General features: G+C 73.5%; 10 protein-coding genes. 8 read left to right on the top strand and 2 right to left on the bottom strand.

What is annotated here, in order from left to right; genetic code table 11:
* Window positions 1–142 precede the first annotated feature (142 nt).
* A complete protein-coding gene (locus AC5L36_RS18430) occupies window positions 143–1,243 on the bottom strand; it encodes a hypothetical protein (RefSeq protein WP_441217583.1) in 1,101 nt (366 codons plus the stop codon).
* Between the two features lie 94 nt (window positions 1,244–1,337).
* On the opposite strand from AC5L36_RS18430, the gene AC5L36_RS18425 reads away from it, so the two are divergent.
* Window positions 1,338–2,087 carry a GNAT family N-acetyltransferase gene (locus AC5L36_RS18425; protein ID WP_441217581.1) on the top strand — a complete coding sequence of 250 codons (750 nt, stop codon included), beginning with the start codon at window positions 1,338–1,340 and terminating at the stop codon, window positions 2,085–2,087.
* Window positions 2,072–3,007, top strand: coding sequence for an NAD(P)H-binding protein (locus AC5L36_RS18420; protein WP_441217579.1), 936 nt, complete (start codon window positions 2,072–2,074; stop codon window positions 3,005–3,007). Before AC5L36_RS18425 ends, AC5L36_RS18420 begins: the two co-directional genes overlap by 16 nt.
* Window positions 3,008–3,096: 89 nt before the next feature.
* Here the strand turns inward: AC5L36_RS18420 and AC5L36_RS18415 are convergent, their stop codons facing one another.
* A complete protein-coding gene (locus AC5L36_RS18415; protein ID WP_441217577.1) occupies window positions 3,097–3,546 on the bottom strand; it encodes a hypothetical protein in 450 nt (149 codons plus the stop codon).
* 227 nt (window positions 3,547–3,773) lie between these two features.
* Between AC5L36_RS18415 and AC5L36_RS18410 the strand changes: the two genes are divergently transcribed.
* The 6 genes from AC5L36_RS18410 (at window position 3,774) to AC5L36_RS18385 (ending at window position 13,461) form a co-directional block, all read left to right on the top strand.
* A complete protein-coding gene (locus AC5L36_RS18410) occupies window positions 3,774–4,280 on the top strand; it encodes a hypothetical protein (protein WP_441217575.1) in 507 nt (168 codons plus the stop codon).
* A 203-nt stretch (window positions 4,281–4,483) separates the two neighbouring features.
* Window positions 4,484–5,164, top strand: a complete 681-nt coding sequence (locus AC5L36_RS18405; protein ID WP_441217730.1) for a M15 family metallopeptidase — start codon at window positions 4,484–4,486, stop codon at window positions 5,162–5,164.
* Window positions 5,136–8,156: an AfsR/SARP family transcriptional regulator gene (locus AC5L36_RS18400; protein ID WP_441217573.1), complete on the top strand. Its 3,021-nt coding sequence runs from the start codon at window positions 5,136–5,138 to the stop codon at window positions 8,154–8,156. The genes AC5L36_RS18405 and AC5L36_RS18400 overlap by 29 nt, the downstream gene beginning before the upstream one ends.
* Before the next feature lie 95 nt (window positions 8,157–8,251).
* The gene (locus AC5L36_RS18395; RefSeq protein WP_441217571.1) at window positions 8,252–9,862 is read left to right on the top strand and encodes a CHAP domain-containing protein; all 1,611 of its coding nucleotides are present in this window, start codon (window positions 8,252–8,254) and stop codon (window positions 9,860–9,862) included.
* Window positions 9,863–9,874: 12 nt separating this feature from the next.
* Window positions 9,875–11,440: a glucosaminidase domain-containing protein gene (locus tag AC5L36_RS18390; RefSeq protein ID WP_441217569.1), complete on the top strand. Its 1,566-nt coding sequence runs from the start codon at window positions 9,875–9,877 to the stop codon at window positions 11,438–11,440.
* 182 nt (window positions 11,441–11,622) lie between these two features.
* Window positions 11,623–13,461, top strand: coding sequence for a trypsin-like serine protease (locus AC5L36_RS18385; protein ID WP_441217567.1), 1,839 nt, complete (start codon window positions 11,623–11,625; stop codon window positions 13,459–13,461).
* The last annotated feature ends 31 nt before the right edge of the window (window positions 13,462–13,492 follow it).

Below are 13,492 nucleotides of genomic sequence, written 5' to 3'. Positions count from 1 at the left end.
ATCCTCGTCGTCGATTGGTGTGCGCCGCGGACCGGCGGGAAGGAGCAGCCGGGCCGCGGCGCACGCGTGTCAGCAGGCCGCTAGCTCGTCGTGCCCGCCGTGCCGGACGGCTTCGAGCCGGTTGGCTTCGAGCCCGCCTTCTTCACCCGGAACTGTGCGTCGACAATGTGCCGCATCGGTCCACCTCCCTCCCACCGCTCGCCGTTGACAGGACGCGGGCGTGTTCGACGGCCCGCGTCAGGTCCTCGTCGGTGACCTCCGGCCGCTCCAGCAGCAGGCAGGTCCCCATCGGCGTCGTGGCCAGGTCCAAACCGGACCGGCGGTGTACCACCAGCCGCGGCCCCTCGCCTCGCGCCGCGTCCAGCGGTAGTCCGAATCGTGTGGCGTAGATACCCGGTCGACCCGTCCGGCGCCGGGCCGTCTCCTCCCGCGCCAGTGGCCGCAGACGCGCCAAGGTGTGTCCCCAGGCCGCGGAGAGCGGCACCCGCTCGTCCGTGCTCGCGACGAGCCGGCACAGCTCCGGGGCGAGCGCCAGCTCCGCCGCGTGGCCGCAGACCACGTCGGCGAGCCGGTCACCCAGCCGCGACTCCAGGGCCCGCGCGAGGACCAGCAGGTCGAGCCGGTCCTTCGCCCGGAACTTGTGCTGGAACCGTTCCTCGGCCACCGCGAACAGACCGGCCAGGTCGTCCGGCCCGGGTGCCCGCACGCGCAGCGGGACACGCTTGAGATCCCCGCCGAACGCGTAGGTGGTGATGTCGACGCCCATCGGCTTGTCCAGGAAGGGCTCCTCGGCGGGCCACTTCAGAAACACCGCGACGTGCGTCTCCCCGCCGGACCGGAGCACGCTGACGCACCGCGGCACCGCGCCGAGACGCTCGCGCAGGTCCAGCGCGGCGTTCCACAGGGCGTCCTCGTCGGGTGCGACGAGGTCGCAGTCGCCCGACTGCCGCAGCAGGCCGGGCGGCATGTATGCGGCGATCCGCGCGCCCTTCAGCACCCGCAGCCCGTAAGCCGTCGCCAACCGGTCGCCAAGCCCGTGCAGCTCCGCCACGCGACGCCGGACCCGGTCCAGGTAGGACCGTGCGCCCGCACCGATCGCGATACCCCGGAGGGTGGCGGAGGACAGCCAGGTGGCGAGGATCCGCGCGCGACTGGCCGCGTCCGCCGCCTGCCAAGCCGGCAAGCCGGGCGGCAAGCCCAACAAGCGCTCGACCACATCGGGATCAAGCGAATCCTCGTTCATACGGGCACTTTCGAGCCGCCGGTTATCTTCCGGGTCTCGCCGCGCTATCGACCCGGGGCAGGGGCGGGAGGATCGACCAGGCAGGATGGCCACCATGACGAGCGGAGCTGACACCGTAGGCCTGGCCGGGGCGCCGTTGCTACAGGCCCGTAACTCCGCCGCCTTCTGGGCGGCCACCGGGCGGTCGCGCGGCCACGAGGTGATCCGCCGTCCCGGCTTCCTCGCCGTCGCCGGTGACGAGCGCGCGGGCACGCGCGTGCTGATCCAGGAGCCCGACCTCGACGCGGGCGCGCTGGCCGAGATCACCGAGCTGGCCCGCCAGGCCCCGGGCCCGGTGGACGCCGAGGATCCGTTCAGCGCGACCGATCTGAGCCACCTGGGCATGCGCAGCTGGCAGATGCCGGTCATGCTGCGACAGCCCGGCCCGGTCGCCGCACCGGCGATGAGCGTGACCCGGGTGCGCGACGAGGAAGACCTGCGCGGGGCCGAGCGTGCCGTGATCTCCGGCTTCGAGCTGACCAGGTTCGAGCCCTATCGCGGCGGCGAGATGTTTCCGATGGCGCTGCTCGACCAGCCCGGTGTGGACGTGTTCGTCGCCCACCTCGACGGCGAGGTCGCCGGTGCGTGCGTCACCGTCGTGGCGAACGGCTTCGGCAGCCACTACTGGGTCGGCACGCCGCCGGCCTTCCGCTCCCGCGGCGTGGGGCGGGCGGTGATGCTCGGCTCCCTCGCTCCTCTGGTGGACCTGCCGGTCACGCTCACGTCCTCGCGACTGGGCCGGCCGCTGTACGAGTCGCTCGGCTTCGCCGCCGCGGCGCCGTCGACGTGGTGGTCGTCGCGCTGATGCGGATCGTCGTGGTGGGTGGCAGTGGTTTGATCGGCGCTCACGTCGTAGACGTGCTGCGCGAGCGGGGACACGCGGCGACCGCGGTGGCGCGCACCGCGCATCCGGGCGTCGATCAGGTGCTCGATCTCGGGTCCGCCTCGGTCGACGAGCTGCGGGCACTCCTCGCCGGCCACGACGGTGTGGTGTACGCGGCCCGCACGGACGAGCAGCGACCGCTGCGCAAGCCGATCTATCCGGTGTTTCGCCGGAGCATGGTCGAGCCGGTGGTGCGCCTGTTCACCGCGGCCCGGCAGGAGGGGCTCACCCGCGGGGTCGTCATGGGCTCCTACTACACCTACTTCGACCGCCTGCATCCACAGTGGAGACTCGCGGCCCGCCACACCTACATCCGGTGCCGGGTCGAGCAGGCACGCGAGGGACGCGCGGCCGCCGGCGCCGACCTTCCGGTCGCCGTGATCGAGCTGCCGTTCGTCTTCGGCCGGGCCGGCGACCGGCTGCCGAACTGGTCCGGTCCGCTGGACCGGTGGGCCAGGTCCCGACTACCCCTCGTCGTGCCCACCGGCGGGACCGCCGCGGTCTCGGCGCGCGGCGTGGCCGAGGTCGCGGTCGACGCCCTGGAGCAGCGCAGCGGCGGCGACATCCCGGTCGCGGACGAAAACCTGACCTGGCGCGACATGGTCGCGCGCATCGCCGAGGCGGTCGGCCGGCGACGCCGCGTCGCTCGCCTTCCCACCGGCGTCGCGGGCGCCGCCCTGCGGCTCGGCGGCGTGCTACAGGCCCTCGGGCGCAAGGAGTCGGGCGTCAATCCAGCCCACGCCGCCGACCTCCTGCTCGCCGAACTGTTCGTCGAGCCGGCGACCGGTCGGTCACTCGACCCGGCGCTGCGCCAGACCTTCACCGGCCCGGCCCAAGGCTGACAACGTCTCCGGGCTGCCCGTGTCGAGGGCTGTACGCGGTGGTACCCGGCTGCCCTGGGAGGGTGGCCGGGTACCAGGTTTGCCGGTGGCTACGGGGTGACGTCCGCGCACGGGGCGGTGCCGCTCACGACGCAGTTGGTGGGCGGGCTGCCGATGCCTCCCAACGGCAGGGTGATCTGGAAGGTGCCGCCCGGCCGGATCGGGTACGGGTCGGTGGACGCCCGGCTGACCGTGATGTGGCGGCCGTTCGGGATGTTGGCGATCTGTATCCGGACGAACGGCGACGGCCACGGTGTCGGCCAGGTGTCCAGCGGCAGGTCGAACTCCACCCGCCAGTCGTAGTCGGGTTCGCTGGTGTCGTTCGTGACCACGAAGGTCAGGATGTGGAACGTGTGCCCGTTGTGCACCTTGCTGGTGCGCGCGTACGTGGCCGTGGCGGCATTGGCGACCGCGGCCGGTGCTAGGGCCATCAGCGCGCCGGTCAGGGCGGCGGTGGCGACGAGGAGGGGGCGGCGGAATGCCCCGCGTCGAAGAATCATGGTCAACAGTGTGATAGGCGTCAATGGGTGGCAACAGGATCGATCGACTGATGTAACTCCACATGGCCTTGTGCTATTAACGATAGGGCGATCTTCGTGATGCAGAAGTAGAAGTGTGCGGGATGCAGAAAAGTCGAGTAGCTATTTAGCTGATTTCAAGTCATCGCTGAGACGATTGTCGTCAGATCGGTGCTTGTCTCGTGTCGGTGAAAAGGGGAGGCTCACACATGTCATCCACCAAGCGGCGCGGCTTATTGAGGTCGCTTGTCACGTCGCTCGTGCTGCTGGCGGGCGTTCTGGCGCCCGTCGGCCCGGCGCAGGCGGCGTGGGGCACCACCGTTCCCGTGACGATCCAGGTCGTGGGCTACTTCAACGGCTACACGCTCAACCTGGGTCGGGCGGAGGGCTCGGTGCAGTTCGACGACGGCGGCAGCGCGTTCCGGTATTCGTTCACCTTCTGCCGGCAGTCCAGCTACCAGTTGCCGTACATGCGGATCTCGGCGAATGTGACCTACAGCGGTGGCCAGCGCCACGCCACGCCGCTCGCCACCGTCCACGCGTCCTACACGGGGAGCTCGACCACGCAGCCCTGCTACTCGTCCGTCGGCACGGCCGCGGGCGAAAGCAGCTATCCGAACTTCTACAATCTCGAGCTCCAGCTATTCGGCAGCACGTTCGTCGGCCAGAGCCATGTGGAATTCATGGAGGACCAGACGCTCTACAACCCGTACTGACGGATCCCTCCGTCCGGGCCCGGCCGCCGAGCGCGGCCGGGCCCGGCGCGCGTGGGCAACACCGCGGGTGCTCGCCGGCCGTGAAGTCGAATTGAAGGCGGCGCGCGTTACGGTCGCCTCGTTGCAGAGCGATTGCAGCGGTCCTCCAGCCGCCCAGGTCAGCATGCCCGCCTGGGGAGGCGAGCGGAGGACCGGTGACCGACATGGTGTTGCTCAGCGACGAGCGGATCGCGGCCGTGCCCGTGCGGGATTGCGGCGAGCCACTCGTCGACCTGCGGACGGTGGGGGAGTTCGATGTGGACGACCGGCAGGCCGACCCCGACGGCTGGTACGCCCAGGTGCGCATCGGCGTCGCCGGGCGGCTGCGGGCCGCGCAACGGGCGTTGCCGGCGGGATACCGGCTGGTGCTCGTCGAGGGCTACCGCCCGCCGGAGCTCCAGGAGCGGTACTTCGCCGAGCACGTCGGGTTCCTGACCGGGCGATACCCGGGCCTGCCGGCGGCGCTGGTGCGGGAGCGGGCCAGCGCGTACATCGCGCCGCCGGAGGTGGCGCCGCACCCGACCGGCGGGGCGGTCGACGTCACGCTGCGCGGCCCGGACGGATCGCTCTGCTGGATGGGCACCGAGGTCAACGCCTCGCCCGAGGAGAGTGACGGCGCCTGCTACACGGACGCGCCGAACATCACCGCGGGCAGCCGCGCCAACCGCACGACGTTGCGGGCGGCGATGGGCGTCGGCGGCTTCGTCAACTACCCCACCGAGTGGTGGCACTGGTCGGTGGGGGAGCGGTACTGGGCGTTCGTGACCGGCGCGGGATCCGCCCGGTACGGCCGGCTGGCGGCGGCACGGGGGATCGATGGAATTCCGCCTCCTCGGGGCACCTGAGGTCTGGTTGGACGGCCGGCGGCTGGAGCTGACCGCCGGTAAGCCGGTGGCACTGCTCGCCGCCGGGCTGTTGCGGGCCAACCGGATCGTGTCGACGGCGTCCCTTGTGGACGCGATCTGGGGCGACGCGCCGCCGGCGACGGCCGCGGCGCTGGTGCAGACGTACGTCTCGAACCTGCGGCGCACCCTGCACACCGGCGGGCGGCAGGTGATCGTGACCCGCCCGCCCGGCTACCTCTTCGACGTGGTGCCGGACGCCGTGGACGTGGCCCGCTTCGAGGCGCTCGCCGCCGACGGGCGCGCGGCCGCCGCCGAGGGCCGGTACGGGCCGGCGGCCGAGACGCTCCGGTCCGCGTTGGACATCTGGCGGGGACCGGCGCTCGACGGCCTCAACAGCGCGATCCTGCGGCAGGCCGCGAACGGACTGGACGAGCTGCGCCTCACCGTCATCGAGGAGCGGGTGGCGGCCGAGCTGCGGCTGGGCCGGCTGGCCGCGCTGGCCGCCGAGCTCGCCGCCCTCGTCGCCACGTACCCGCTGCGGGAGACGCTGCGCGCGCAGCAGATGCTCGTGCTGTACCGGCTGGGGCGCCCCGCCGACGCCTTGGAGGCGTACCGGCGGGCCCGGCAGGTGCTCCGTGACGAGCTCGGTGTCGAGCCCGGCGCGGAGCTGCGCCGCCTGCACCAGGCGATCCTGCGGGAAGACTCGGCCCTGACCGGCGAACCGGCCGCCAGGAAGGCGCCGCCGCCGGCCGAGCCGGTCACGCCCGATCAGGTACCCCGCCAGCTGCCGACCCAGGCGGGCGAGCTGGTCGGCCGCGACGCGGAGGCGGCGGCGCTCGCCGAGGCGCTGCGCACGGCGGCCACCGGCGACCGTCCAGTGTGCTGCGTCATCACCGGCAAGGCGGGCAGCGGCAAGACCGCGCTGGCCACGGCGGTCGCGCACGGGGTGAGCGACGCGTTCCCGGACGGGCAGCTGTACGCGATGTTCGGCGGCGCCGGCCCCGCGGAGACCCGTGAGGTCCTCGGCGCGTTCCTGCGCGCGCTCGGCGAGCCGGCGGCGCAGCTGCCCGAGTCCGTGGAGGAACGGGGTGCGCTGTTCCGCAGCCGGATCGCCGGCCGGCGGGTGCTCGTCGTGCTCGACAACGCCGGTTCGGAGGCGCAGATCCGGCCGCTGCTGCCGGCGCACGGCGGCGGCGGGGTCGTGCTCACCAGCCGCACCGCGCTGCTGGGCCTGGAGGCGCGGTGCCACCTGACCCTGGACGTCCTGGCGCCGGACGACGCGCTCCGGCTGCTGGCCCGGCTCGTCGGCGCCGACCGGACCTCGGCGGAGCCGGACGCGGCCGAGGAGATCGTCCAGCTGTGCGGCGGGCTGCCGCTGGCCATCCGCACGGTCGGCGCCCGGCTCGCCCTGCGGCGGCGGTGGCCGCTGAGCGTGCTCGCCGGCCGGCTCCGCCACGAGCACCGGCGCCTCGACGAGCTCGTCGCCGGTGACCTGGAGGTCCGGGCCAGCCTCCAGCTCAGCTACGCCGGCATGGCCGACCCGGTGCGGCTGGCGTTTCGCCGGCTCGGCGTCGTGGGCCCGGCGCAGTTCTCGCCGTGGCTGCTCGCCCCGCTGCTCGACGTCACCGCGGCCAAGGCGGAGTACGTCGCCGACCTGCTGACCGACGCCCTGCTCATCGACGCCACCGGGGTCGCCGTCGACGGCCACCCGCGATACGTCATCCACGAGCTGACCCGACTCTTCGCCCGGGAACGGGCCGAGGCCGAGGAGCCCACCGAGGAACAGCGCCGGGCCGTCGAACGCCTCGGCGGGCTGCTGCTCGGCCTGATCGACGAGCTGCGGATCCGCACGCCGGGCGGGGGTGGCCGCGGCGCGTTGGGCGCGCGACCGGCGCGCACCCTGGCGGTCCCGCTGCCCGACGACGTACCGGCCTGGTTGGAGCAGGAGCGCTCCGTGCTGGTGCGGACCGTGGTGCGGGCCAGCGAGCTCGGCCTGCACCGGCTCGCCTGCGAGCTGAGCGCGGCGCTGCTGTCCTCGTTCCGCCTGCGCAACAGCTTCGACGCCTGGTGGCGCACGCACGAGGCGGCACTCGGCGCCGCGCGTACGGCCGGCGACCGGCTCAGCGAGGCGATCCTCCTCCGTGGACTCGGGCAGCTGCGGTACCAGCAGGACCGCCTGGCCGACGCCGCCGACCTGTACGGGCAGGCGCTCGCCACGTTCCGCGCCGAAGGCGACGTGGGCGGGGAGGCGGACTGCCTGATCGGTGTCGCCGCCGCGTACCGCGAGCTGGGCCGCTTCGGGCCGGCCCGGCAGCTGCTCGACGAGGCCGGCGTGCTGTACGCGCGGCTCGGCGACCGCGCCGGCCTGGCCGAGTGCGCCTACGGCATCGGCTACGTCGACCGGGAGGTCGGCGACATCGCCGGCTCGCTGGCGGTGCTGGAGCGCGCGCTGGCCGCGTACCGGGCGACCGGCGACCCGCGCGGCGAGGGCCTGACCCTGCGCTCGATGGCGCTCACCCACCGGGCGGCCGGGGCGCTCGCCGAGGCCGAGCGGCTGTCGGTGGAGGCGATCGCGATGCTCGCCGGCATCGGGGACGACCTGCTCGTCGCGTACGGCCGGCAGTGCCTGGCGAAAGTCCACATCAGACAGGGGCGGATCGGGGCGGCGGCGGAGCCCCTGCGCGAGGCGCTGGCCGTCTGCACCACCCTCGGCGACCGCTTCGGCGAGGCGCTCGTGCGCCGGACGATCGGCGAGCTGCACCTGGCCGGCGGCGACCTCGACCGCGCGGCCGAGCACCTGAGCGCCGCGCGGGAGCACTGGGCCGCGATGGGCCTGGACCTGTTCCGGGCCCGCGCCGAGCGCGACCTGGCCGAGGTGTACCGGCGCCGCGGCGACCACGCCGCCGCCGGCGAAACGCGTGCGCTGGCACTCGCGACGTTCGAGCGGTGCGGCAGCCGCGAACGGCTCGAGCTGGCTGTACAGGCGGGCTGAAGCCGGCCTGCTGCGCCGCTGAAGGGCCGCTCCAGCGACGGCCTCCACCGTGGTGCGCGACGACGAGCGTCGTCGCGTGAAACAGGAGGAGTCTCGTGACCGTTCGAGAAAGAACCCGGCGGTTGGTCGGCGCGCTGGCCGTCGCCACCGCGCTCTCCGGCGCGGCGGTGACCGCGGGCCTGGCGCACGACGTCGCCGACGGCGCCCGGTACGCGTACGCCGCGCCCAGCCGCCAAGCGATCGCCAACACGGCCAACGCGGAGGTCGGCAACAGCGAGGGCAACGGCGGCTGCCTGAAGTACGGCCCCTGCCGGACCTACGAGTGGTGCGCCATGTTCGCCGAGTGGGTCTGGAAGACCGCGGGGGTCTCGCCCGCGCCCACCTCCTGGGTGGCCACGGCGGTCGGCACGTGGGGGGTCGATCGCGGGCTGTTCAAGCGGCGGCCGGCGGGCCAGCGGGGCAACCCGCTCCCCGGCGACATCGTCGTCTACGGCGAGCCCGGCTCCGGCGAGGGCGGCCACGTGTCCATTGTGTACTCGGTGAACGCGGACGGCTCGATCACCACGATCGACGGCAACTACAGCGCCCGGGTCGCGCGCCGCACCATCGACCCGAGGACCGCCCGCGCGGGCGGCCGCAACGTGCTGATCTCCGGATACGTCTCGCCGCCCGGCGTCGTGGACACCCAGCCGCCGGCGGGGCCGCCGTCCGGTCCGATGTTCCACCAGGTGCGCGACACGGAGGGAAACTGGTCGGGCTTCCAGCCGCTGGCCGGATACCTGACCACGCTCCCCGGTGACGCGCGGGACATGTCCGTGGCCGCCATGCCGGACGGCTCGGCGCAGGTGCTGATCGTCGGCGCCGACGGCGGCGTGTACCACGAGGTGCGCAAGGCGGACGGCAACTGGACCGGCTTCCAGCCACTGCCCGGCCTGGGCACCCCGGACACGGCCCAGGCCAGCCGGGTCGCCATCGCCGGCCTGCCGGACGGCTCCTCGCAGGTGCTGATCATCGGCGCGGACGGCGGCGTGTACCACCAGGTGCGCGACAAGGACGGCAACTGGACCGGGTTCGCGCCGGTCGCCGGCATGAACACCACCGACATGGCCAAGGGTGGCGACGTCGCCATCGCCGGCCTGCCGGACGGCTCCGCGCAGATCCTCATCATCGGGGCCGACCGCGGGGTGTACCACCAGACCCGCGAGCCGGACGGCCACTGGACCGGCTTCCGCCCGCTGGCCGGGCAGGGCACCACGGACACCGCGCAGGGCAGCCGGGTCGCGATCGCCGGCCTCGAAGACGGCACGTCACAGGTGCTGCTCATCGGCGCGAACGGCGGCGTGTACCACCAGGTGCGGTACCCCACCGGCAGCGTGATCCCGGACTCCGACTCCGACACCGTCCGGGTCTGCCGGGACCTCGACGGCTGCTGGACCGGCTTCCGGTCCGTCGCCGGCATGGGTACGACCGACCCGGCTCGTGGCGGTGACGTGGCGATCACGGGCATGCCGGACGAGTCGGCGCAGGTGCTGATCGTCGGTGCGGACGGCGGGATCTACCACCAGATCCGGGACGTGGAAGGCGAGTGGACCGGCTTCCGGCCGCTGGCCGGGCAGGGCACCACGGACACCGCGCACGGCAGCGGCGTCGCCATCGCGGGCATGCCGGACGGCACCGCCCAGGTCACCATCGTCGGCAAGCGCTAGGAGCCGGACATCATGAGAATCACCGCCTCGTTGGGCGCGGCGGCGTTCGCGTTCGCCGCCATCCTGACCGCCCACGCCGCACCGGCCAGCGCGAGCCCGCAGAGCGACTACATCGCCGTCGCCGGGCCGGCCGCGCAGACCGTCCGGCAGCAGTACGACATCCCGGCGTCCGTCACGGTCGCACAGTCCATACTGGAGTCCGCCTGGGGGCAGAGCCGGCTGTCCGTCAACGACCGCAACTACTTCGGCTTCAAGTGCACGGCGGCCGGCCAGCCCGGCCCGATCGCGACCGGCTGCCACGACTACCCGACCCAGGAGTGCACGCCCGGGTGCCACACCGTCCACGCGTACTTCCGGGTGTACGCCTCGATGACCGACTCGTTCCGCGACTACGGCCGGCTGCTCACGACCAGCGCGACGTACGCCGACTCGCTGCCGTACCGGCACGACCCGGACCGGTTCATCCAGGCCGTGGCGCGGCACTACGCCACCGACCCCAACTACGCCAGCAAGGTCATCAACCTGATGCGCACCTACGACCTGTACCGGTTCGACACCGGCGCGCCACCGGCACCGGCCGGCGGGCCGATGTTCCACCAGGTGCGCGACACGGCCGGAAACTGGTCGGGCTTCCAGCCGCTGGCCGGGTACGGCACGACGCAGCCGGGTGACGCCCGGGACATGTCGGTCGCCGGGTTGCCGGACGGCTCGGCGCAGGTGCTGATCGTCGGCGCGGACGGCGGCGTGTACCACCAGGTGCGCAACGCCGACGGCAACTGGACCGGCTTCCAGCCGCTGCCCGGGATCGGCACCACCGCGACCGCGAAAGCCAGCCGGGTCGCGATCGCCGGGCTGCCGGACGGCTCGGCCCAGGTGCTCATCGTCGGCGCGGACGGCGGCATCTACCACCAGGTGCGCGAGCCCGACGGCGACTGGACCGGGTTCGCGCCGGTCGCCGGCATGAACACCACCGACATGGCCAAGGGTGGCGACGTCGCCATCGCCGGCCTGGCGGACGGCTCCGCGCAGATCCTCATCATCGGCGCGGACGGCGGTGTGTACCACGAGATCCGCGAGCCGGACGGCGACTGGACCGGCTTCCGCCCGCTGGCCGGGATCGGCACCACCGACACCGCGAAGGGCAGCCGGGTCGCCATCGCCGGGATGCCGGACGGCTCCTCCCAGGTGCTCATCATCGGCGCCGACGGCGGGGTGTACCACCAGGCCCGCTACCCGGAGCGCTACGTCATCCCGGCCTCCGACCCGAACCTCGTCCGGGTGTGCACCGACACCGACGGTTGCTGGAGCGGGTTCCGGCCCCTGGCCGGCATGGGTACGACCGACCCGGCCCGCGGCGGTGACGTGGCGATCGCCGCGACGCCGGATGAGTCGGCGCAGGTGCTGATCGTCGGTGCGGACGGCGGGATCTACCACCAGATCCGGGACGCGGAAGGCGACTGGACCGGCTTCCGTCCGCTGGCCGGGCAGGGCACCACGGACACCGCGCACGGCAGCGGCGTCGCCATCGCGGGCATGCCGGACGGCACCGCGCAGGTCACCATCGTCGGCCGGCGCTGACCCACCACCGAGGCGGGCGGCTCCGGCCGCCCGCCTCACCATCCGTGACGGTCCACAGTGTACGTCGCAGCCGGGTAGGCGAATCCGGCGCGAAGTCGAAATGAAGCAGCTCTCTGATGCCATGTACGCGCCGCCGGCGTTCGGCGGCGTCGTGGCGTCCTGTTCGCGAGGGGAAATCAGCCGTGCGCACAACTGATGGAAAGACGATCGCCGCCGCGCTCCTGGCCGGGGCGCTGCTGGCGACGGGCGGCTGGGTAGCCGCCCCGGCACTGGGCATCGCGGACGGAGCACCGGACACCGGTGCGGCGTACGGGTTCGTGGCCCGCCTCGACGTGGGTCTGGAGAAGCGCGGGTGCTCCGGTACCCTCGTCGATCCTGAGTGGATACTCACGGTGAAGTCCTGCCTGACCGGCGCGGTGCCGGTGCCGGGCGGGCCACCGCTGGTACCCATGAGAGCGAGCGTCGGCGCCACCGTCGACCGTCCGGTGGTCGAGATACAGGGGCATCCCGACCGCGACCTCCTCCTCGCCCGCCTCGCCAAGCCGGTGACCGACGTGGCGCCGGTGCGGGTCGGCACGGGCGCCCCGCAGGTCGGCGAGGCGCTGCGGGTCGCCGGCTACGGCCGGACCGCCACCGAGTGGGCGCCGGAGAAGGCGCACTCCGGCACGTTCACGGTGCGGGCGGTCGGTGCCGCCAGTATCGACGTGGCGGGCGACGCGGCCGCTCCGGCGACCGTGTGTCCGGGAGACGCCGGCGGTCCGGCGCTGCGCCAGACCGGCACCGGCCTCGAGGTCGTCGCGGTGAGCAGCCTGTCCTGGTCGGGCGGCTGCCTCGGCGTCCCGGCCTCCGAGACCCGCCGCGGCGCCGTGCAGACGCGCGTCGACGACGCGAAGGAGTGGATCCGCCAGACGCTCCGCGAGACGTTCGTGCGCCTCGCGTCGAGCGCGCAGGTGCTCGACACCCGGTCCGGCATCGGCACCACGGCCGGCACCCGTGCGGCGCAGAGCACCACGACGTTCCAGGTCTCGGGTGTCGGCGGGGTGCCGGCGACCGGCGCCCACGCGGTGCTCGTCGACGTCACCGCGGTCCCGGCGGCGGGCACGAGCACGTTCTTCACCGTGTATCCCGCCGGAGTCGCACCGGGCGGGCCACTGTCCATGGTGAACGCCCAACCCGGCGAGATCATCTCGAACACCGCGGTCGTGCCGCTGCGCGCGGACGGCAAGCTCTCCGTCTACAACCACGGCGCCGCGGACGTCGTCGTCGACGTGCAGGGCTACTACACGCGGGGCGCGGGCGGTGGCTTCGTGCCGCTCGACCACACCCGCCTGGCCGACACCCGCACCAGCGGCGGGGCCGTCCCCGCCTGGGGCAGCCGCGTGTTCAACGTCGCCACCACCGGCGGTGCGGTACCGGCCGGCGCCGGCGCCGCCTTCCTCGACGTCATCGTCGTCGGCGCGACCGCCGGCGGCTGGCTGGGCGTGTACCCGACCGGCGGCGCCAACAACCGCAGCGCGATGGACTTCGTACCGGGTGAGACCGCGCACGCCGTGTCGGTGAAGCTCGGCACGGACGGGAAGGCCACCTTCACCAACAACAGCGGTGCCCCGATCCACCTCGTGCTCACCGCCACCGGCTACCACACGGCCACCGCCACCACCGGCTACGGGCTGCGGACGGCGCCCGCCACCCGGATCCTGGACACCCGCCTCGACAACGGGCCCGCGGTCGCGGCGAACGGTGTCGTCGACGTCCCGCTCGGGCTGCCGGCCGGCTGGGGCGCGCTGCTCAACCTCACCGTGGTCGACAACACTCACGGCGGGTTCCTGCGCGCGTGGCCGGTGGGCGGCGCCGAGCCGGGGACATCCCTGAGCAACTACCCGGCGCCGGGCGGTGTCCGGGCCGGACTCACCGCCGTCAAGGTCGGCACGGACGGCAAGGTGCGGATCCGCAACGTCGGGCCCGGCACCACCCACCTCCTCGTCGAGATGCAGGGCTGGTACGCCCCGCCGATCGCCTGACCCGCGCCTCCACAGTGGATTGGAGTACGTC

It is taken from the genome of Phytohabitans sp. LZ39, from assembly GCF_059359075.1.
This window is presented reverse-complemented; position numbering and strand designations above follow the sequence as displayed.